General features: G+C 44.1%; 11 protein-coding genes. 10 read left to right on the top strand and 1 reads right to left on the bottom strand.

Features of this window, described 5'->3' with window-relative positions:
- Positions 1-23 precede the first annotated feature (23 nt).
- Positions 24-2,864, top strand: a complete 2,841-nt coding sequence (locus QZ135_RS03365) for a TonB-dependent receptor (protein WP_294605935.1) — start codon at positions 24-26, stop codon at positions 2,862-2,864.
- Between the two features lie 295 nt (positions 2,865-3,159).
- On the opposite strand, the gene QZ135_RS03360 is transcribed toward QZ135_RS03365, so the two are convergent.
- Entirely contained in the window at positions 3,160-5,085 is a 1,926-nt protein-coding gene (locus QZ135_RS03360; RefSeq protein WP_294605933.1) for an NAD(+) synthase, read from the bottom strand.
- Between the two features lie 138 nt (positions 5,086-5,223).
- Here QZ135_RS03360 and QZ135_RS03355 point away from each other — a divergent pair, with 138 nt between their 5' ends.
- From QZ135_RS03355 to QZ135_RS03315, 9 genes are all read left to right on the top strand, one after another.
- Complete coding sequence (locus tag QZ135_RS03355) at positions 5,224-7,113, top strand: ATP-binding protein (RefSeq protein WP_294605931.1); 1,890 nt, start codon at positions 5,224-5,226, stop codon at positions 7,111-7,113.
- A 132-nt stretch (positions 7,114-7,245) separates the two neighbouring features.
- Positions 7,246-7,656 carry a transcriptional repressor gene (locus QZ135_RS03350; RefSeq protein ID WP_294605929.1) on the top strand — a complete coding sequence of 137 codons (411 nt, stop codon included), beginning with the start codon at positions 7,246-7,248 and terminating at the stop codon, positions 7,654-7,656.
- 50 nt (positions 7,657-7,706) lie between these two features.
- Complete coding sequence (locus tag QZ135_RS03345) at positions 7,707-8,264, top strand: NADH peroxidase (protein WP_294605927.1); 558 nt, start codon at positions 7,707-7,709, stop codon at positions 8,262-8,264.
- Positions 8,265-8,485: 221 nt separating this feature from the next.
- Entirely contained in the window at positions 8,486-12,598 is a 4,113-nt protein-coding gene (locus QZ135_RS03340; protein ID WP_294605925.1) for a two-component regulator propeller domain-containing protein, read from the top strand.
- Between the two features lie 397 nt (positions 12,599-12,995).
- A complete protein-coding gene (locus QZ135_RS03335) occupies positions 12,996-16,139 on the top strand; it encodes a TonB-dependent receptor (protein ID WP_294605923.1) in 3,144 nt (1,047 codons plus the stop codon).
- A gap of 16 nt (positions 16,140-16,155) precedes the next feature.
- A complete protein-coding gene (locus QZ135_RS03330; protein ID WP_294605922.1) occupies positions 16,156-18,033 on the top strand; it encodes a RagB/SusD family nutrient uptake outer membrane protein in 1,878 nt (625 codons plus the stop codon).
- Between the two features lie 32 nt (positions 18,034-18,065).
- Positions 18,066-20,891, top strand: a complete 2,826-nt coding sequence (locus QZ135_RS03325) for a SusC/RagA family TonB-linked outer membrane protein (RefSeq protein ID WP_294605921.1) — start codon at positions 18,066-18,068, stop codon at positions 20,889-20,891.
- Between the two features lie 27 nt (positions 20,892-20,918).
- Positions 20,919-22,679, top strand: coding sequence for a RagB/SusD family nutrient uptake outer membrane protein (locus tag QZ135_RS03320; RefSeq protein WP_294605920.1), 1,761 nt, complete (start codon positions 20,919-20,921; stop codon positions 22,677-22,679).
- A gap of 32 nt (positions 22,680-22,711) precedes the next feature.
- The gene (locus QZ135_RS03315; protein ID WP_294605919.1) at positions 22,712-23,746 is read left to right on the top strand and encodes a DUF5627 domain-containing protein; all 1,035 of its coding nucleotides are present in this window, start codon (positions 22,712-22,714) and stop codon (positions 23,744-23,746) included.
- Positions 23,747-23,750: the final 4 nt, after the last annotated feature.

The following is a 23,750-nucleotide window of genomic DNA, read 5'->3' as shown; positions in this document are numbered from 1 at the left end:
AAAACCATGTAATCAGTAGCCATATGAAAAAACAAATATACCTTATAGTAAGCCTCCTTTTGCTGACGGGCACATACGTCTCCGCACAGACTTTGAAAGGACACATCTACGACGCCAATACGAACGAACCATTGGCAGGCGCCACCGTCACCTATACACTGCACGGCAAGCAAGGTGTCGTTTCCGACATAAACGGTGCATACGAAATCAGCCTCCCCGAAGGTGGGGTTGACCTTATATTCAGCTACGTAGGTTATGACGACATGCTGGTACCTATCGTCATCAGCAAACGTGAGAATATGACCAAAGATATCTACATGAAAGAAAGTACCAACCTGTTGCAGGATGTTGTCATCAGTGCCGGTCGCTTCGAGCAAAAGCTCTCCGATGTGACCGTTTCAATGAACGTGCTGAAAGCAAGTGACATTGCACGCCAGGCACCTACGGACATCACATCGACGTTGCAGACCCTTCCGGGTGTGGACATCGTAGACAAACAGCCTTCCATACGTGGTGGTGGCGGATGGACGTACAGCGTAGGCGCCCGTAGCCTCGTGTTGGTAGACGGCATGAGTACACTGAGCCCAAAAACAGGAGAAATCAACTGGAACACCGTACCCCTGGAGAACATAGAGCAAGTGGAAGTTATCAAAGGAGCATCCAGCGTGCTCTATGGTTCGTCTGCCCTGAACGGGATTATCAATATCCGTACTGCACGTCCGGGACTTACTCCGCAAAGCCATTTCAGTACATACGTCGGTATCTACGACGACCCGACAAATAAAAGTTATGCGTACAGTGATAATACATTCTGGAAGAATGACAAGTATCCCGTCGAACCTATCCTTCGCAACAGCCTGTACAATGGCATCCGTAAACCCATCTACGAAGGTTTCGACTTCTCACACTCACGCCGCATCGGTAATTTCGACGTAAGTGGCGGACTGAACCTCTTCACTGACGAGGGGTATCGCGAGCAAAGTTACAACAAACGCTTCCGCGCTGGCGGTAACCTCACTTACCATCAGCCGGACATGGGAACGAAGTTTATGAATTATGGATTTAACATCGACTTCCTGAGCAATAAGTATGGTGACTTTTTCATCTGGCGTTCGCCTGCCGAACCCTACAAGCCCTCGCCTTTCACCAACATGGGACGTGAGGCGAACAACATACACATCGACCCTTTCTTTAATTATGTAAATCCCGATAACGGTACGTCGCATAAAGTAAAAGGACGCTTCTATTACAGCTCCGACAACCTTGCCGAGCCTACTCAGGGCGCATCTATTACGGATATCTTAGGCAACATGGGTACCGATGCCCAACAGATACAGAACATCGTGAACGGCGACCTGAGCATTTTAGACCCGCTGTACCAAGGTATTCTGCAAGGCAACGTCAATGATATAGTGAACGGTGCATTCACGGCACTGGAGAAAGTTTTCCCCAACGCCACCACAGCCGACTATTGCGACCTGATTTCCTGGGTCATGCAAAATGGCCTGCCCTCGGACATAGGCGCTGTACTGGAGGGCAAGATACCTTCGGATTTAGTGCCCTGGCTGTCCAATGCCATGAACCCCACCAAGAATAATGCGCGTACCAAACAGGACAAGTGCTACAACTACTATCTGGACTACCAGTTCAACAAAAAGTGGGACGGTGGCGCACAGCTCACTGCCGGAACCACTTTCGAACACATCCGCTACAACTCTGCCGTAATGGGCGAAACGCACAACAGCGATAACGTGGCCCTCTTCTTCCAGTACGACCAGCGTTTCTGGGACCGCCTAAGCGTGTCAGCCGGCGTACGTGCCGAATATTACCGCGTCAACGAGCATTACCGCGAAGCGGAGTCCAAAATATTCGGAGCGAAAGTACCGTTTCGTCCCGTATTCCGTGCAGGTCTTAACTACCAGCTTGCCGACTACAGTTTCCTGCGTGCCAGCTTCGGTCAGGGTTACCGCAACCCTTCTATTACCGAAAAGTTCCTGCGTAAAGATATCGGCGGTGTAGGCGTTTACCCCAATTACGACATCCAACCGGAGAAAGGTTTCAATGCCGAACTGGGCATCAAACAAGGCTATAAGATAGGCAACCTGCAAGGTTTTCTCGATGTGGCAGGTTTCTACACCCAGTATAAGAATATGGTGGAATTTCAGTTCGGCCTGTTCAACAATGCCAACAACCAGATGATTAACAGTATCCCGAGCGCGCTCCTCATGCTAGTAATGGGACAAGGTTTCGGCATTGGCGCACAATTCCATAACGTATCCAAAGCGGAAATCTACGGTGCGGAAATCAGCACTACCGGAGCCTACAACTTCAACAAGAATACCAAACTGGTTTACAACTTGGGATATGTGTACACCGAACCACGCGATGCGGATTACAAAAAGCGCAACGCCATTGAAGATGCCTATACCGACCCGTTGCAGATGAAAGAGAAGTCAAACAACTCCAAATATCTGAAATACCGTCCGAAGCATTCCTTCAAAGCCTCGATGGACTTTCAGTGGAAACGCTTCAACCTTGGTGGAAACGTAAACTGGAAGAGCAAAATACTGGCAGTGGACTATATCATGCTGGATGAACGTCCTAAAGAATTGGGTGAATTCGACCTCATGAATACCATCCGCACCATCCTCTTCGGATATGGCAACGGTGAAACGTTGGCAAGTTACTGGAAAAAACATAATACGGATTACTGCACCGTAGACCTGCGTATGGGGGTAAAAGCCACCAAAGAAGTAGCCTTTCAATTCATGGTAAACAATTTGTTTAATAAGGAATACAGCTACCGCCCCATGGCATTGGGTGCCCCGCGTACGTTTGTTGTAAAGATGGACGTTACGTTCTAAAGACGAATCCTACAAATGACTGTGCCCCCGTAAAGTGAAACCTGTTCACTCTACGGGGGCACAATCGTTACATGCCATGATAACATTGTTTACCCCAAATGGTAACTTCATTTACATGCCGAGGTAAAGGTCGTTACATACCGAGGTAAAAGCCGTTACAACACGGGGTAAAGGTCGTTACATACGGTGGTAAAGGCTTTTACATCACTAAATAAAAATCGGTAAATGCAACACATTAAAAATCAACGTACTAACAGAAGTGTCTTTTAAGTTCCTATCTTATACCTCTTTTATATCATAGGTTTTCCACTTCCCTTAACCATGCTTCCGACGATGCATCGCTTGGCATCCGCCAGTCACCCCGCGGACTGATGGAAATACTGCCCACTTTAGGTCCGTCTGGCAGACAAGAACGCTTAAACTGCTGGTTGAAGAACCGGCGGAAGAATATCCGCAACCATTTCTTGATAGTCTCTTCATCATACACACCCATGAAAGTGCGGGCTGCAAGGAAGAATATCTTGGAAGGGCGGAAACCACAACGCAGGAAATAATACAGGAAAAAGTCATGCAACTCATACGGACCAACCAAGTCTTCCGTTATCTGCTTGATGTTTCCGTTTTCATCCGCCGGAATCAGTTCCGGGCTGATAGGCGTATCCACAATATCAAGCAGCGTGGCACGCGAAGCCTCATCCATATCATTCTCAGCCACCCACTTCACCAGATGTTTTACCAAAGTTTTGGGTACACTTCCATTGACACCGTACATGGACATATGGTCGCCATTGTAAGTCGCCCAGCCAAGTGCCAGTTCAGACAAGTCGCCCGTGCCTATCACCATTCCATTGGTCTGATTGGCTATATCCATCAATATCTGCGTACGCTCCCGTGCCTGGGCATTCTCATAAACCACATCGTGCACGTTGATATCGTGATCGATATCCTTGAAGTGCTGGATACAGGCGTCTTTGATGCTGACCTCACGGACGGTTATTCCTAAAGAGTTCATCAAATCCACAGCATTCGTGTGCGTACGGTCGGTTGTTCCGAAACCCGGCATCGTCACACCGATAATGCCTTTACGCGGCCATTCCAGTTTATCGAACGTCTTGACGCATACCAGTAATGCCAACGTGGAATCCAATCCGCCGGAAATCCCGACAACCGCACTCTGGGCATGGGTATGCATTAAGCGCTGTGCCAGTCCGGACACTTGTATGGAAAAGATTTCTTCGCAACGCTCATTCAGTGCAGCTCCCTGCGGAACGAACGGGTGTGGTTCGAAGGTACGCGTCAGATTCAAATCCTTACTATTCACATATTCCGTAGAAATCCGCACTGCTTCCCCCGGTGCACAATGTGCCCGGCAAGCCGCAAATGTCGTATTCACACGGCGTTCCATACGAATATGTTCCACATCTATCTCACTGATAACAACCTGTCCCTCAAAAGAGAAACGATTGCTACGAGCCACCATCGTCCCGTTTTCAAAGATCAATCCGTTCCCTGCAAACACCACATCTGTAGTAGACTCTCCGAAGCCACATGAGCTGAACACATAACCGGCAATGCAACGTGCCGATTGCTGACTAATCAATGAACACAAATAATTGTGCTTACCTATGCCTTCGTTATCCGCCGACAAGTTGAACAGAATTTCCGCTCCCTGCAATGCCAGTGAGGAACTGGGGGGAATGGCTGCCCATAAATCCTCACAGATTTCAATGCCGAATGTCGTATCCGCCATCTCAAACAGCAGATTGGGTCCCATAGGAACCACTTGTCCGCAAAGGCGCACACTTGTTTCCGACACATCAACAGCAGACGTGAACCAACGTTTTTCATAAAATTCCTTGTAGTTGGGAAGATAGGTCTTAGGCACCACACCCAGCACTTTCCCTTTCTGAATTACAACAGCCGTATTCAGCAACATTCCGTTCAGCGCCACCGGCATACCCAATATCGCAATGATGTCCAGTTGTCTCGTGTTGTTTATAATCTGTATCAGCTCCATTTCCGCCTCTTCAAGCAGTAATTGCTGGGCAAACAAATCGCCACATGTATATCCTGTCACACACAATTCGGGAAATGCGATAATCTGCACGCCTTTCCCTTCGGCAATGATTATTTCCTTTTCAATCTCCCGGGCATTGAACTTACAGTCCGCCACCTTGACACGGGGCACAGCCGCCGCTACCTTTACATATCCGTAATTCATAAGGATGTCATTTATAATATTTGACGGCAAAAATACGCTTATTTATCCACAAACACAAAATTATCATTTCTTTCACTCGGTATATCCTAAATTATTAGTACTTTTAGCGGCATTTTTAAAACACGTTATGCAAAACTCATGAAAACCCGCAACACACTTCATAGATGGCTACTTTCCCTGATACTTCTGGCAGGGTGTCTCTCTCTTTCAGCCCAAGAAAAGGAAAAAGAATATGTACTGTTTCTCAGTTCCGTCAGTGAAGAAGAAGCATGGATACATGGTTTCCTGAATGAACTTCGTGGGTATTTCCCTTATAAGGAAAAACTCGGATTACAGACTTATTTCCTGACAGTGCCGGTGCTTCAGAATAAAGAGGAAGTGGAACAAGCCCAAAAAGATATTCTGCAAGCATGCCCCACTCCCCCAAAAGCTGTCATAATTGTAGGAGATCCGGGGTGGCTGGTCAGTGCTCCCATATTCGACGGTCCCTGGAAAAATATTCCCGTCATACTCTGTTATTCACGCGACCGCGTCCCGTCCACGTTGCAAACATTGCTGGACAAATCTCCCTTGACGCAAGCAAACAGCATACCCATCGAAGAGTTCAACAAGAACTACAATATCACCGTATTGAGGCAACCCTATTATATCAAGCAAACCCTGGAGCTAATCAAGCAACTTCAGCCGGAAGTCAAACGGATAGCCTTTATCTCCGACGACCGCTATATCAGCGTTGTCACCCGGCAATCCATAGAGGCAATCATGCAAACAGACTTTCCCGACCTGAAACTGGAACTTTTATCATCGGCACAGATAGCCACCGAAGAGTTACTGGACACACTTACCGTTTACGATAAGACGACCGGCGTCATTTACTATGCCTGGCTGCGGCAATACGGCAATAAGCAGAATTATTACTTATCCGACCACCTCAAGAAGATACTTCCCACCTTCCTGAAAGTCCCGGTATTCACTTTAGCCGACCTGAATTTGCAGGAAAACCTATATGTAGGCGGACACTATATTTCCGTTCAGGATTTCACAGCCACGGTAATGTCCATAATCAGCCGTATCATGAAAGGTGAATCCGCCTCATCCATTCCTTACCAAAGCGGCGGAACTCCCCGCACATACCTCAATTTCTCCGATCTGAAATGGTGCAACATACCGGAAAAGCTATATCCTGAGAATGCCGTTTACTATTTTCAGCCTCCCACATTCTATCAGCAATACAAAACCTACATCTGGATGACAGGTATCTTTTTTACCCTCCTCCTCACCTTTTATATCTTCTATCACATCCACTCACGGAAACACAAAAAAGAACTTATCCAAGCCAAAGAGCGTGCCGAAGAATCCGACCGGCTGAAATCGGCTTTTCTCGCCAATATGAGCCATGAGATACGCACCCCGCTCAATGCCATCGTCGGCTTTTCCAGTATCCTCGCCGAAACGGCGGATACTCCCGAATGTCACGAATATATCAAAATCATAGAAGACAATAATTACTTGTTGCTGCAGCTCATCAATGATATTCTCGACCTATCCAGGATAGAAGCCGGGCTACTGGATTTCAGTTATACCAATGTAGATGTCAACGAATGTATGCGCAAACTCGAAGATGCTTTCCACTTCCGGATGCCTGCAAACGTGATATGCGTCATAGAACTCGGCATGAAGAAATGCCACATACATACCGAGAAGAATCGCTTGTTTCAAGTACTTGGGAACTATTTTTCCAATGCCATAAAATATACCAGCCAAGGCAGCATCACTATCGGTTATAATCCGCCCCGGGAAGGCAGACTACGTTTCTACGTCCGGGACACAGGCTGCGGCATCTCTCCCGACAAGCAACAAACTATTTTTCAACGCTTCGTAAAGCTGGACACCTTCAAGCAAGGTACAGGACTCGGACTGTCCATCTGCCAGATGATTGCCGAAAAGATGAATGCCACTGTCGGAGTATCTTCCGAAGTAGGCCAAGGTTCGGAGTTCTGGATAGAAATCCCCTATGAACCCGTATAAAAGAGAAGAAATTTACATTTTATAGCGTAATCACCCAAAAAAAGATGGAAAATCTTTTGGAGAAATCAGAGAAGTCTTTATCTTTGCAAGCGAAATAAAAATGTAATTATTACAAGTTTGAACTAAAAGAATATGGAAGTAGTAGTAGAACGATTGCAAGGCCATAGCATTAAACCTTCAGTGCAGCGCATAGCTATCATGAAATACCTCATGGAGCATCGCACGCACCCGACGGTAGATGAGATTTACACAGCGTTGTCTCCTACTATCCCTACTCTCTCAAAAACCACAGTCTACAACACACTAAAGATTTTGAGTGAGCAAGGAGCTGCACAGACCCTGACAATCGACGAGCGTAACACATGCTATGACGCCGACACCACTCCACACGCACATTTCCTTTGCAAACGTTGTGGAAGAATTTATGACTTACCGTGCGACGATGCGGTTAAAAAAGTGGTTGACACGGATATGGACGGACACGAAGTGCAGGAAATCCACTATTATTACAAAGGTATTTGTAAACAATGTAAAGAAGACTAACGTTTTATTATAACGAACGAATAACTAATTCAATTAAATCAGAAAAAAAAATGAAAAAATTTAGATGTACTGTATGCGGTTACGTATATGAAGGTGATGCCGCTCCTGAGAAATGCCCGTTGTGTAAAGCTCCTGCAAGCAAATTCGTAGAAGTAGTAGAAGCTACGGAAGATGGTCCTCTTACTTTTGCTGACGAACACGTTATCGGTGTAGCTAAAGGTTGTGATGATGAAATGATTAAAGACCTGAACAACCACTTCATGGGCGAATGTACAGAAGTAGGTATGTACTTGGCAATGAGCCGTCAGGCTGATCGCGAAGGTTATCCCGAAGTAGCAGAAGCTTTCAAGCGTTATGCTTGGGAAGAAGCAGAACATGCTTCTAAGTTCGCTGAACTGTTGGGTGACTGCGTATGGGATACAAAGACTAACCTCGAAAAGAGAATGAATGCTGAATCAGGTGCTTGCGAAGACAAAAAACGCATCGCTACCCGTGCAAAAGCTCTGAATCTGGACGCTATCCATGATACTGTTCACGAAATGGCTAAAGACGAAGCTCGTCACGGTAAAGGCTTCGAAGGTCTGTATAACCGTTACTTCAAGAAATAATCCTTTTAATAATATATATAAAAAGGAGAAGGTTGTCGGAAAATTCCGACAACCTTTTTTATTTCCCTTTCACCACATATGAATGAAGTGTAACATATCAATTATCTAATGTTACACATGTACCTAGATACAGTAAAAGAGACGCTTTTCTTTAGATATTCTTAGGAACGTATTACTTTTTTCAGCTATTTTTGCATTGTAATCGTTAACCTAATAGAGTCATGAAAACACTACTATCTTTTTTATTTCTCTTCTTTGCAATATGTGGATATGCACAGTCTGAAAAACTATTCACAGTAGACCGTGAATTATCAAACAGCAATATCAATCAGATATATCAAGCTAAAAATGGAGTCATATGGATAGCTACCGAAGATGGACTGAACCGTTATGACGGTGCTAAATTCAGCGCCTATAAACATGAAGAAGGAAAAGAGTGCTCTCTGGTAGATAATAATGTACGAGCCATTTTTGAAGATAGTAAAGGAAATTTCCTAATAGGAACACAACGTGGATTACAATTATATGATCCGGCAACCGAACTTTTTAAGGAAATACCCATCTTATACCAGACAGGGACAAACATGAATGCACACATCTCCATGATACTGGAACGGAAAAATGGAGACCTGCTAATTGGTACGGCAGGACATGGCATTTATTCGTTACGTTTAGACGGACCGGAACCTGTCATCACGGAAACCCAACTTGTACCCAGTTTTTTTATCAAATACATATTTGAAGACCAAGCCGAAAACCTTTGGATTTCTACAGAAGGAAAAGGTGTATATTGCATTGATACTTCAGGAAAAACACACCACTACTTCACCGGAAAGGAAAATGCCTGGAATATCGTAACCAATATATGCGAAGACGAGAAAGGACATATTTATGCCAGCAGTATTAGTAAAGGAATGTTCATTTATAATCCCCAAAAAGATACTTTCGATTCCATTCCCTGTCCCATACTTCCCCGCCTCCCTATTAACACCCTACATGCTGCCGGAAAAGGAAAAATATATATAGGAACTATTGGTTATGGAATAAAAGTATATGACACACATACACAACAAATAAAAGAAAGCGAATTTAGCTTCACTACTTTCGACTTCAATAAAGCCGATGTATATGCAATCATGAAGGATAAGGCAGATAATTTGTGGTTAGGTATCAACACAAAGGGAGTTATGTTACTTCCTGCCACCACCAACCAATTCAAATACATGGGTCATAAATCAGTAGCAACAAACCGGATAGGTTCAAACAGCATAAAATCAATCTGTAAAGATAATGAAGGGACTTTATGGCTTGGAACTGCCAATGATGGTATTTACGGAATAAAAGGCAAGAACAGACCAACAGTGCATTTCGAGCACAAAGATAACGGGCAATCCGTCCCTTCCACTATTGTTAGTATCCATCAGACACCAGACGGACGCATATGGCTGGCCTCTCCATTAGAAGGATTAGCTGAAATGAACCCGAAAACCGGTACATGCCGCTATTACAAACTACAAGACCGGAATCAAAACGACGTCAGGAATATCTCATGCCTGACTTCTGACAAAGACGGAGAACGCCTATGGATAGCAGCTATGGGAGGAGGTCTCTTCTATATGGACCTAAAGACAGGAAACATTAACAGATGCGGGTCTTTTGAAAATGGTAAAGAATATCAGGAAAACTACAATGTGCTTCATAATGGATGGATAGCCTCACTACTCTATACCCGAGACCATAAATTATATATTGGAACATACGATGGTCTGGGTTGCCTGGATACAAAAACAATGAGTTTCATATCAACCTATGGCAAAAACAGGTTATTCCCAGGGAGCATTATTCAAACGCTTTTTGAAGACGAAAAAGGAGATATCTGGGCAGGAACCACCAAAGGACTCCTCCATATTGACAGCCAAAATGGTGCTTCTAAAACTTATACTACCCATGACGGATTACCCAATAATACGATTTGCGCCATACAAGGTAACAATGAAAACGGATTATGGATTAGTACCAACTATGGTATTACCAATCTGAATCTACGAACAAACAATTTCATCAATTACTATGCTGGAAACGGATTACAAGGAAACGAATTTAGTAAAAATGCTGCCTGCACTGATGAAGATGGATACCTTATTTTTGGTGGTATTAACGGCATCACTTTTTTCCAGCCATCGAAAATCACCATGGAAGTTAAAAAGCCGGAAGTGAGAATCGCAGACTTCTATATTCATAACAAAGCCATTAAAAAAGGTACAAAATCCGGCAGACACCCGATTATTAATACAAGTTTGCAAGATGCAAAACAGTTCCGTTTATGCTATAAAGACAATTCATTCAGCATAGAGTTTTCAGCTATGGAGTTCTATAATCCCGAACGCATCACATATCTATATTCCATAAATGGAGCCACTTGGACTGCACTATCGCCAGGGATCAACAGAGTTTCATTTAGTGATCTGGCTCCGGGAACCTACCATTTCAGAATGAAAGCTAAAAACTACACAGTCTACTCAGAAGAAAAAGAAATCACCATCCAGATAGATCCGGCATGGTGGGTATCTGGTTGGGCTAAATTAATATATACAATATTATTACTAGGAATAATCGGCTTTATCATCATGCAGATACGTCATCGATACCAGATACGTCAGCAGATGTTACAGCACATTCATGCTGAACAGATAAACGAAGCCAAGCTACAATTCTTCATCAATATTTCACATGAAATACGAACACCGATGTCTCTTATCATCAGTCCTCTGCAACAGTTGATGGCTAAAGATAAAGACACAGAATGCAGAAAACTCTATGCCACTATCCAACGGAATGCAGAACGTATCCTGCAACTGGTAAACCAGCTAATGGATATCCGAAAAATAGACAAAGGGCAAATGTCACTCATATTCAGGAAAACAGAAATTGTGAGCTTTATCCAAGATATCCTGGTTACTTTTGACCAGCAGATAAAAGCTAAGAAACTTAAACTGAACTTCCAAACATCCAATCCTGAAATAGATTTGTGGATAGATATCAAGAACTTTGATAAAATCATCTTAAATCTACTTTCCAATGCTTGCAAATTCACTCCTGAAAACGGACAAGTGGAAGTCAGCATCAACACAGGGGAAGATGACACCCTACAGGCAAATGCACCTTTACGACACTATATTGAACTGACAGTAGCAGATAACGGCATCGGCATTGATCCTGCAGAACGCGAACATATATTCGAACGCTTCTATCAAATACGAAACAGTTCCAATAATTCAAATATCGGAACAGGCATCGGACTGCATCTGACACGATCCTTGGTTGAACTGCATTATGGAAACATCCGCGTAGAAGATAATGGAGAGGGACAAACTGGTTCCCGGTTTATAATACGGTTACCGTTGGGACACGCCCATTTGAAAAAAGAAGAAATAGAAGAAGATACAATAACTAACATTACAGCAGAACATGCTGAAAGTAACTATATGCCGACTGCTCCTTCTTCGACATACGTTGATGAGGAGGAGACCGATGGTAAAGTGCGCGCCCGTAGTCGCCGACATGTACTTGTAGTAGAAGACGATGAAGAAATCCGCCGCTATATCTGCCGTGAATTGAGCAATGACTTTTATATGACCGAATGCAACAATGGCAAAGAAGCACTAGCAGCAATATTAAAACAGACACCTGATCTCATAATCAGTGATGTGATGATGCCGGAAATGGACGGTTTGACATTATGCCGTAAGATACGTCAGAATGTTAATATCAACTATCTACCCATTATTCTGCTCACTGCCCGTACCCGTGAAGAAGATAATCTGGAAGGATTGGAAACAGGTGCCGATGCTTACCTGATGAAACCGTTCAGTATTGAATTATTGAGAAAAACCGTTCTAAGCCTTATCCGTAGACGGGAACAACTGCGCAACACCTTCAGTGGTCGTCAGAATCAGGAAGAGCAAATATCCACCCCTGAAGTGAAGTCTCCCGATGACCGGCTAATGGAACGCGTTATGCGTGTTATTAATGAAAATCTTGGTAACCCGACATTAACAGTAGAAATGATTAGTTCGGAAGTCGGTATCAGCCGTGTTCATTTACACCGTAAACTTAAAGAATTGACGAACCAAACCACTCAACACCTCATCCGTAACGTACGCTTGAAACAAGCAGCCTCTTTGCTGGCAGAAAAACGACATAGCATAACAGAAGTGGCGACATTAACCGGATTTACACATCCTACTTATTTTGCTACGGCATTCCGCGAAATGTATGGTGTATCCCCATCTGAATATATGGAACAACATACAGGACAAGATAAAGCAAATTGATCCTTTTCTATCATCCGGGCAAATGGTCCGTTTTAAAGCCTAAGGCCGATCTCAAAAATATAGCCTTAGGCACAGTTTTCAAATTCCATATCGTTGCCAAATAACAACATTACAGGCACTTCCATCCACATTATATCTCTTCAAAAACAACTGTGTTACATCAATTAAAATCCATGTTACACTTTTAATACAGGATGCAACATCAGTTAATCTTTCTGCAATAGCAACATATTAGCTGTCATTACTATACTTTCTACATTTGTCTCCGAGAACAAAAGTTCTCTATCATTTATTTATTAATCTTAAAAACTAACAAAGTTATGGAAAGCATGTATGACGATGGTTAACCTCACTTTATGACATCAGAGAAAATATAGTTATTAACTATCTTAAACTAATGGTAATGAAAAATGTAACAAAGAAAATTCAAAGGATTCCTTACTTGTTTCTTTTGATGCTTTTCAGCTGCCTGACAGCTTCGGCACAACAAGGAATAACAGTGAAAGGAACAGTTGTAGACGACAATGGAGAGACTATTATTGGAGCCTCGGTAGTTGTAAAAGGTAATAATTCAATAGGTACGATCTCAGATATAGACGGTAATTTTGTGTTGACCGTGCCCAATGAGAAATCTGTTCTTGTCGTTTCGTTTGTAGGTATGGAGCCACAGGAAGTGAAGGCTTCGAGAGGAATAATCAAAGTGATTCTGAAAGATGACACACAGCTATTGGATGAAGTAGTCGTAGTAGGTTATGGACAACAGAAAAAGGCATCAGTGGTGGGAGCCATCACACAAACTTCCGGAAAGACGCTTGAACGCTCCGGAGTAAGTAATTTGGGAGCTGCCTTAACTGGTAATCTTCCAGGTGTCATCACTTCCAGCTCTACCGGTATGCCCGGTGCGGAAGACCCGAAAATTATTATCCGCACGCAAAGTTCATGGAACAATAGCGAACCTTTGGTGCTGGTAGACGGTATTGAACGTGAAATGAATTCGGTAGACATCTCCTCCGTGGAAAACATTTCGGTATTGAAAGATGCATCAGCCACTGCTGTTTATGGTGTGAAGGGTGCCAATGGTGTAATCCTGATTACTACCAAACGCGGTAAGGAAGGAAAAGCCAACGTACAGATCAAGGCTAATATGACGGCTAAAGTAGTATCGAAGCTCCCTGAAAAATATGACGCTTACGATACGTTTTATCTAATGAATAATTCTATTGAGCGCGAAGCTGCTCTCAATCCTGCCGGATGGGCCAACTATACACCGGCAGCCATCATTGACAAGTATCGTCATCCGGCCAACGCTGAAGAGTGGGATCGCTATCCCAACGTAGATTGGGAGAAGGAGCTCTTCAAGAAAGCAGCCATGTCCTACAATACCAGTGTCAACGTATCGGGCGGTACAAAAGTAGTGAATTACTTTGCAGCTGTGGATTTCGTGAACGAAGGAGACTTGTTCAAAAGCTTCGAAAACGGACGTGGTTACAACTCCGGCTTTGGCTATAATCGCATCAATGTACGCAGTAACCTGGATTTCCATTTGACTAAGACTACCAAATTCTCTACTAACTTATTCGGTTCGAATGCACAACGTCAGTTGCCTTGGGATATGAATGATAACGACACCGGTTTCTGGAACTCGGCCTACAAGTCAGCTCCAGACGCCATGCGTCCCGTCTATTCCAATGGCATGTGGGGTTGGTATGCCCCACGCGATGCCGATGTGCCCAACTCGGCCTACTTCCTGGCTGTAGGTGGTAAAGAAAAACGTACCACCACCAAAATGACAACGGACTTCATTTTGGAGCAGGATTTAGCCATGCTGACAAAGGGACTGAAATTCAAGGCGAACTTCTCCATGGACTACACTTTTGCAGAGAACAAACGCGGTCTCAGTGACCAATTCAATGATGCACAACGCATCTGGGTAGATCCCGACACAGGAAATATCTCCTACAAATTTGATCCTGATACAGGAACCGGACTTGATAAGGTTACCAACCCTATATACTGGTTACAGCAGTCCGGTAGTGCAAACATCGGTGCCACTTATCGTAAGCTCTACTACTCTATGCAATTTGACTACGCCCGTACCTTTGGCAAACATGAAGTGACCGCTCTTGGTCTTTTCAGCCGATTGAAAGAAGCACAGGGAAGTGTATTCCCTATTTATCGGGAAGACTGGGTATTCCGTTTGACCTATAACTACGCCATGCGCTATTTCTTCGAGGCTAATGGCGCTTATAACGGTTCTGAGAAATTCGGTCCTGATTATCGTTTCGCCTTCTTCCCTTCCCTTTCACTGGGTTGGATGCTCAGTGAAGAGAAGTTCATGAAAAAACTGAAATTTGTCGATATGCTGAAACTTCGCGCTTCTTGGGGACGAGTAGGTGATGATGCTGTGGTTGCCCCGTGGCAGAGATTTACAGCAGGTCGTTTCTTATACAAAGACCAGTTGAGTAATGGTGGTAATACTGTTATGGGTAGCATCAATCCTGACAACTCTCCTTATACCCATTGGAAAATCTCTTCACTGGGTAACCCCAATGTTTCTTGGGAAACTGTAGAGAAACGTAATATCGGTTTAGATTATGCCTTCTTTAATGGACTGATAGCAGGTTCAGTAGATGTGTTCAATGATACTCGTACAGACATTATAGTTAGCGGTGACAGCCGTGCCATCCCTTCTTATTTCGGCACAACTGCTCCCCGGGCCAATTTAGGTAAAGTCAATAGTCACGGTTATGAATTGGAATTACGATTGAACCATATCTTCAACAACGGTTTGCGTGCCTGGTTAAACACCAGTATGACTCATGCCATCAATGAAATCAAGTTCAGAGATGATGCCCCTTTGCTGCCTGCCTATCAGAAAGGTGCCGGACATACCATCAACCAAGTCTATTCATACATAGACCATGGCAATTTGGCCACTTGGGATGATGTGATAGGTAGTAGTACTTGGACAACCGGAAACGATATGAAATTACCGGGTGACTACAATATCATTGACTTCAATGGTGATGGTATAGTCGACAATGATGACCGTGCTCCCTATCAGTATGCCAGCACACCGCAGAATACCTACAATGCTTCTCTCGGTTTTGAATGGAAAGGATTCAGTTGCTTCGCCCAGTTCTACGGCGTAACCAATGTGACCCGTGAAGTTAATTTCCCGACATTCCGTTCCACAGCCCACGTAGCATATGCAGAAGGTTCATATTGGACACCGGGAGGTAATGCCACCCTACCTACTCCACGCTGGGGAACTACTGTAGATGCAGCTGCTACCGGAACACGTTACTGGTATGATGGTGCTTATCTTCGTCTGAAGAATGTTGAAGTATCCTATACATTTAAAAACAATTGGCTGAAGAAAATGGGCATCAATTCCTGCCGTCTTTACCTGAACGGCGATAATCTCTACATGTGGACCGACATGCCGGATGACCGTGAAGCCAACTATGGTACAGGATCTTCGGACGGTGCCTACCCAACGGTACGTCGTTTCAATCTTGGTATCGACATAACCTTATAATAACGAAGAGATGATTATGAACAAATATATCAATAAACTATTTGTGATGTCGGCTATTGCAATGGCTGGCATAATGGGTATGACCTCATGTACCGACTATTTGGACAAAGCTCCGGAAAGCGACTACCAGGAAAATGACCCCTACAAAAATTTCAAGAATTTCCAGGGTTTCACTGAAGAACTCTATAATTGCATCCCAGTAGTTTCCAATAACAAAGATGCCGGACATACTTGCTTCAACTATGGTGAAGAAGAATATTGGGAACCGCAAGAAATGCGTATGCAAGCTCGCAGTATAGACAATGGCGACTTTTGGGGTTGGACAACCGCTTACTATGGTTATCCAAACAATCAAGGGTCGGCAGGTTCGGCAAACCGAACTGACAAAGGTCACTTATGGGCCAACTCTTGGTATGCTATTCGTAAAGCAAACATTGGTATCGCCAATCTCAGCAATCTGGTAAGTGCAACCGAGGAAGAACGCAACCTCATAGAAGGACAACTTTATTTCTTCCGCGCATGGTTTCACTTTCTGCTAATGGAATGGTGGGGCGGTATGCCCTATATCGATGAAGTGTTACCTTCGGACGTGACTCCCACATTGGCCCGTCTCAGTTGGCAAGAGTGTGCGGAAAAATGTGTTGCCGACTTTGAACATGCAGCAGGTTTGCTTCCTGTCGACTGGGATGCAACGACCGCTGGAAAAACAACATTAGGTAAAAACAATATGCGCATCAACCGGATTATGGCTTTAGCTTACAAAGGTAAGACCCTGCTCTGGGCAGGAAGCCCGTTGATGAATTGGGCTTCCGGAGGTGCAAAGGAATACAATGCAGAGTTGTGTAAACGGGCTGCCGATGCTTTCGGACAGGCACTTGCCCTTACCGAATCAACCAATCGTTATGAACTGGCTAACTTTTCCGAATACAACGATATTTTCCTTTTACACAACTCCAGTGGCAAACTGAATGGAGTAAAGGAGTCCATCTTTATGGAGAATATCAAAGATTATGCTGCACGCTGGCGTTGGAATATGGTCAACGATTTCCGCCCACAATCCATTGAGTATTCCGGTATCAAGTGCTATCCCACAGCCAACTACGTGAACTACTACGGAATGCAGAACGGTTACCCGATTAATGATATGACAAAAGCAGATGCAGAATCGGGTTATGACCCTACACATCCTTGGAAGAATCGTGATCCACGCTTCTATAAAACCATCATGTTCGACGGTGTAAAGTGGAAAAATACCGGTGGTGCAGGTGGAACGGCAGAATTGTTCACCGGAGGCAGGGAAAGCGAAGAGGTAAACGAAAAGAAAGGTTGCTTCACAGCCTATATGAATAGCAAACTTTGCCCGCAATTAATGAACACAGTTGATGGTTACAAAGAAAACAACATTATGATTCTCAGCCTTATGCGCTTGGCAGATGTTTATTTGATGTATGCTGAAGCTACAGCTGTTGGCTACAACGGTCCGAAGGGCAAAGCCGCGACTTACTCGCTCACAGCCGAAGAAGCATTGAACAAGATACGCGAGCGTGCCGGTGTAGCTCCCGTACTCGAGAAGTTCCTGGGCAGTACTGCTGACTTTCTGAGTGAATTGCGCCGCGAACGCGCTGTGGAACTATCCTTTGAAGGTTTCCGCTTTACCGACCTTCGCCGCTGGATGCTTCTTACCCAATATCCTTACACGCTGAAGACAAAGATTGAGTTCGACCGCGCCAATCCTGATGACTATAATTATGATGCACCGGAAGAAAACGCTATCAAGAATTTACGCGAAATAGTATTGCTTGAACGTAAATATACCGATAGACATTATTGGTATCCGCTTCCCAAAAAGGATGTCAGCATGTATGAAGGATTTTATCAGAATCCCGGATGGTAATCTTGACGTATTAACTAATAATGACGCAAAAAATGAATAGAAAGTATATATATATTGGCTGTACTGTTTTCGCCATGTCCCTGTTTCATACAGGAAGCATTCAGGCACAAGAAGAAAGCAAGGATAGCCTGGTGAATGTAGCTTTCGGTACGGTTGCCCAGGAAGACTTGACACATGCCATTTCTACTGTCAACACGTCCGAACTGACAAAAAAGGTGAATAGCTCCAGCAGCTTAGTAGGTCTGGAAAGCCTGATAGGTGGATACACCGGCAACATATGGGGGCAAGAAGCGCTTGTCTTGGTAGACGGAGTACCTCGTAGTGCAAGCAATGTACGCGCTTCCGAAGTAGAAAGTATTTCGGTAATGAAAGATGCCGCCGCTGTAGTGCTTTATGGTAGCCGAGCAGCAAAAGGTGTTATTCTGATCACTACCAAACGAGGTAAAAATGAACCGATGCGCATCGACATACGGGGAAATGCAGGTATCAATGTCCCTAAATCTTATCCTAAATACTTGGATTCGGACTGCTACATGACCCTTTATAATGAGGCTTGTCGCAATGACGGCTTGTCGGAGAGATACAATGCATCAGATATTTATAACACCGCCATGGGAACCAATCCTTATCGGTATCCGAACATTGATTTCTATAGTTCGGACTACCTGAGAAAGGCATATTATAATGCCGACATGACCGGTGAAGTATATGGAGGTAATGATCGCACACACTATTATCTGAACTTCGGTATGGATTATAGCAACGACCTGCTGAAATACGGCGAATCAAAAAATGCCTATAACATGCGTTTCAATGTGCGGGGTAATGTAGATATGACACTTGCCTCATGGCTGAAGGCTACTACCAATGCAGCAGTTGTCTTTACCAATCAATATGCAGGTCGTGGAAACTTTTGGGGAACCGCATCCACTTTGCGTCCTAACTGGTTTTCACCGCTGCTTCCCATTGACATGATGGATACCAATGTCGCCCAAATACAGGAATATATTACAAATAGTAATCACCTGATTGATGGTAAATACCTGCTTGGAGGAACATCATCCGACATGACCAATCCTTTCGCAGATCTTCTGGCTGCCGGCTATGTCAAGGAAAAAGCACGTATGTTTATGTTTGATGTCAGTCTTGCAGCTGATTTGGGTTCTTTCCTAAAAGGCCTGTCGTTTAAGACTTCTTATAGTGTAGACTATACTTCTTACTATTCGGAAGCTTTCAGCGAAACCTACGCTGTTTATGAGCCAACATGGTCTCAAGTGAATGGCAAGGATATGATTATCGCCCTGAAGAAACACAATGAAGACAAAAAAGATCCGAATGAATATGTTGGCAAATCCACTTACGACCAGACTATGACATTCAGTGCGCAGTTTGACTATGCCCGTACTTTCGAAAAATACCACAACATAGCAGCCACGTTTATAGGTTGGGGCTATCAGACGCAGAATTCTGCTGATGAAAACCATGAAAGCAGTGATTATCACCGCACCAGCAATGTAAACTTAGGCTTACGCGCATCTTATAACTATAATCACAAGTATTACGTTGACTTTAGTGGTGCTATGATCCATTCAGCCAAGTTACCCGAAGGCAAACGCAACGCTTTCTCCCCGGCAGTTACTTTAGGGTGGAGAATTAGTAATGAAAAGTTCATGGAAAATGTGGACTTCATAAATGACTTGAAAGTTACGGCTTCCTATGCCAATCTGCATCAGGATCTCGACATCTCCGATTATTACCTGTATAAAGGAACTTTCTCCAAAAGACAAAATGAAGGTTTCTACGTACAATGGCATGATGGCACAGCCGGCGGATGGACACCAGCTTCCAAGCGTGGCGATAATCCTAACCTAGGCTTCATCACACGTGAAGAGTTTCGCGCAGGCATTGACGCTACACTATTCAACCGTTTACTGAAGTTGAATACCAACTATTTCAGACAGGATACAAGAGGCTTACTTACCCAAGGCTCCTCTTCCATTTACCCTACATACTTTGCTTTAAGCAGTAACTCCACCTTCATGCCTTGGATCAATTATAATGATGACAGACGCAGCGGTTTTGATTTCTCGCTGAGCGCCAACAAGAAATTTGGAGACTTTGACGTAACACTTGGGTTCAACGGTATGGTATACTCTTCTAAAGCTCTGAAACGTGATGAACTTTATGACGAAGATTACCAGTATCGCAAAGGCCGTGCACTTGATGCTTCTTACGGCTACGTATGTGAAGGCTTCTTCCAAGATCAAGCAGATATCGATAACCATGCCCGACAAACTTTTGGTACAGTAAAACCCGGTGACTTGAAGTATAAGGATATCAATAAAGATGGCGTAATCGATAGCAAAGACCAGATTGAATTAGGAAAGAACGGTTGGGCTGCCCCTCCTTTCTCCTTCGGATTGAATCTAACCGTAAAATGGAAGAACTTCTCATTGTTTGCCATGGGATCAGGACAGACCGGAGCAGTAGACTACAAAAGCAGTTCTTACTACTGGAACCGCGGTACAAGCAAGTTCTCAGAAGTAGTATGGGGACGCTGGACTGAAGAGACCAAAGATGTGGCTACTTATCCACGCCTCACTACAACCAACGGTGATAACAACTACCGCAACTCCACTTTCTGGATGTACAAGCGTAACTATTTCCGCCTGAACCAGACACAGTTAACGTATGACTTCCCTGAAAATACTTTCAAAGGAACATTTGTTCGCGGTTTAAGCGTCTATTGTGGTGGCAACAATCTACTTACTATTTCCAAAGAACGTAAGCATATGGAACTGAGTACCGGTTCACCACAATGCCGCAACTTCTATGCAGGTTTTAAGGCTGCATTCTGATTTTATTGATTAATAAAGAAGAAAATTATGAAAAATAAAGTTATACCTTTTATAATAGGTGCCCTGATGCTTACCAGTTGTGATGACTTGTTTTCACCGGCCATCGAGAACTTCCAAGGCGTGGAAAACATGTACAACGACGCGGAATACGCACGGGGAATCTTGCACAATGTATACAGTTTAATTCCGGGTTATTACGACAACAGTGAATATGGCACAGATGATGCCGTGACCAATCAGCCAAGTAACGTGTATCTGCAAATGGCTACCGGTGCCTGGACCTCAAGTTCGTATAATCCACAGAACCAATGGACCAACTCTTATGGTGCCATTCAATACATCAACCTCTTTCTGGCGAATGTGGAAGGTGTAAAATGGTCGGATGATGAAGAGTTAAACAAACTATTCGCACAACGCCTCATCGGCGAAGCTTACGGACTACGTGGTATGTTCTATTTTTACCTGCTCCGCGCCCACGCCGGTTTTGGCACAAACGGTGAGCTACTCGGTGTGCCCATACTGACAGAGTTCCAAACAGTAGAATCGGACTTCAACCAACCGCGCGCTTCATTTCAGGCTTGTGTAGAGCAAATCTACAATGACCTCTCCGAAGCAGAAAGAAGGCTTCCTTATGAATATGAAGACGTTTCGGGAAGCGTTCCTGCAGACTTCCAAAGTCTCACAACAGATGTCGGGAAGTACAACACTGTTATGGGTGCCAAAGCACGTCAGTTGTATAATGGAATCATAGCCCGCGCTTTCCGTGCACGTACAGCCATACTGGCCGCCAGTCCTCTTTTCGAGGATGCTGCCAATACTGCCACATGGGCAGATGCCGCCAATGCCGCTGCTGCTGTGATAGACTATAAAGGAGGGGTATCAGGATTAGCCTCCGACGGAGTGGAATATTATTCCCCCGCCATTGTAAATACCATTCAGGATGGTGCTAATCCGAATGAAATCTTATGGAGAGGAAACAAAGGCAGTGGTGATAATGATCAGGAATCACAGAATTTTCCACCAAGTTTATATGGAAATGGTTATATGAATCCGTCGCAGAATCTGGTGGATGCATTCCCTATGAGCAATGGATACCCCATCAGTGACGTAACAGCCAGCGGATACGATGCCAACAATCCTTATGCAGGACGCGACCCCCGCTTAGGAAAATACATCCTCTACAACGGAAGTACAATCAGCGAGAAGAGTATAACCATCAACATCAATGAGGGAAACCAAGACGGTGTGAATGTAACCGAAAATCGCTCTACCCGAACAGGTTACTACATGAAAAAACGTCTGCGTATGGACGTGAACTGCAATCCGGCATCCACTTCCAAACAGCCACACTATACTCCCCGTATCCGTTATACAGAAATGTACCTTGATTATGCTGAGGCTGCTAACGAAGCTTGGGGGCCGAAAAACTCCAACGGCAAAGGTTACTCAGCTTACGACATAATCAAAGCCATCCGGAAACGTGCCGGCGTAGGTGGTACCGATGATGTCTATTTAGAAGCATGCGCTGCCAGTAAAGACAAAATGCGTGAACTGATCCGCAATGAACGTCGATTGGAACTTTGCTTCGAAGGGTTCCGTTTCTGGGATCTCCGTCGCTGGAAAACAAACCTGAACGAACCGGTATATGGTATCAACTGGAGCGGTAACAGCTATCAGAAGATAACCGTGGAAGAACGTTCGTATGAAGACTATATGTACTGTTGCCCTATCCCCAACTCTGAGATACTGAAGTACAGCAACCTCATCCAGAATAGAGGATGGAAATAAACAATAATCGTGAATACTATTAATAAAATGATATGAAAAAGAAATTAGCATACATCGGACTGGCTTCATTACTCTTGTCTTTCACAGCATGTGAAAGTTCGGACAATGAATTTCCCGACTTCGATTATCAAACTGTATATTTTGCCAACCAATATGGTTTACGTACCATTGAATTAGGTGAGGACGAGTTCCTTGACAACTCTTTGGACAATCAGCACAAAGTAGCCATCAAGGCAGCCTGGGGTGGCGGCTACACCAACCGTAAAAATGTGATTATTGATACCAAAGTAGATGAATCACTCTGTGACAACCTCTATTTCAAGGGTACCAACATTCCTGTTACCCCTATGCCATCTTCCTACTATACATTGGCTGCCAACCAGATCAATATTCCTAAAGGTGAAATTATAGGTGGTGTGGAAGTGCAATTCACCGACGCATTTTTTGCTGACAAGAAGTCTCTTGACAATTATTATGTGATTCCGTTAAAGATGACGGGCGTACAAGGTGCAGACTCCATTCTTCAAGGCAAAGCGGCCGTAGAAAATCCCATGTTGACAAATAGTGGAGACTGGAGCGTACAGCCCAAAAACTTCATATTGTATGCAGTGAAGTATGTCAATCCCTGGCATGGCGAATACCTACGTCGTGGAGTGGATCAAGCTGTCATAAATGGAGTCTCTTCACAGTTAGTACGCCATCAGCAATATGTAGAAAAGGATGAGAAAGTAAAGATTACAACCGAAAGCTTGAAAGATAACATCTTATCATTATCAACTAAAGATGCCCAGGGTAATCTTTTCAATTACAACCTCAGCCTGGCTTTTGCGGAAGACGGCAGTTGCACAATAGGTAGTCCCTCCGATGACTTCACTATTTCAGGTACCGGCAAATTCGTAAAAAAGGGTGAAAAGAATAGCCTTGGTGGCAAAGACCGTGACGCTATCTACCTGGACTATACAGTTGACTTCAAGACCAAGAACATGCAGTATGCCACCAAAGATACATTGGTGCTAAGCAGCCGTGCCGTACAAGGTGGTAAGTCATTCGAAATAGAGATAAAATAGTATT

It is taken from the genome of uncultured Bacteroides sp. (assembly GCF_905207245.1).
Classification (GTDB): Bacteria; Bacteroidota; Bacteroidia; order Bacteroidales; family Bacteroidaceae; genus Bacteroides.
This window is presented reverse-complemented; position numbering and strand designations above follow the sequence as displayed.

Coding starts and splice junctions, on each gene's coding strand:
- QZ135_RS03320 (WP_294605920.1), top strand. CDS start 20,919: ATGAAAAATAAAGTTATACCTTTTATAATAGGTGCCCTGATGCTTACC.
- QZ135_RS03365 (WP_294605935.1), top strand. CDS start 24: ATGAAAAAACAAATATACCTTATAGTAAGCCTCCTTTTGCTGACGGGC.
- QZ135_RS03350 (WP_294605929.1), top strand. CDS start 7,246: ATGGAAGTAGTAGTAGAACGATTGCAAGGCCATAGCATTAAACCTTCA.
- QZ135_RS03360 (WP_294605933.1), bottom strand. CDS start 5,085: ATGAATTACGGATATGTAAAGGTAGCGGCGGCTGTGCCCCGTGTCAAG.
- QZ135_RS03330 (WP_294605922.1), top strand. CDS start 16,156: ATGAACAAATATATCAATAAACTATTTGTGATGTCGGCTATTGCAATG.
- QZ135_RS03315 (WP_294605919.1), top strand. CDS start 22,712: ATGAAAAAGAAATTAGCATACATCGGACTGGCTTCATTACTCTTGTCT.
- QZ135_RS03345 (WP_294605927.1), top strand. CDS start 7,707: ATGAAAAAATTTAGATGTACTGTATGCGGTTACGTATATGAAGGTGAT.
- QZ135_RS03340 (WP_294605925.1), top strand. CDS start 8,486: ATGAAAACACTACTATCTTTTTTATTTCTCTTCTTTGCAATATGTGGA.
- QZ135_RS03325 (WP_294605921.1), top strand. CDS start 18,066: ATGAATAGAAAGTATATATATATTGGCTGTACTGTTTTCGCCATGTCC.
- QZ135_RS03335 (WP_294605923.1), top strand. CDS start 12,996: ATGGTAATGAAAAATGTAACAAAGAAAATTCAAAGGATTCCTTACTTG.
- QZ135_RS03355 (WP_294605931.1), top strand. CDS start 5,224: ATGAAAACCCGCAACACACTTCATAGATGGCTACTTTCCCTGATACTT.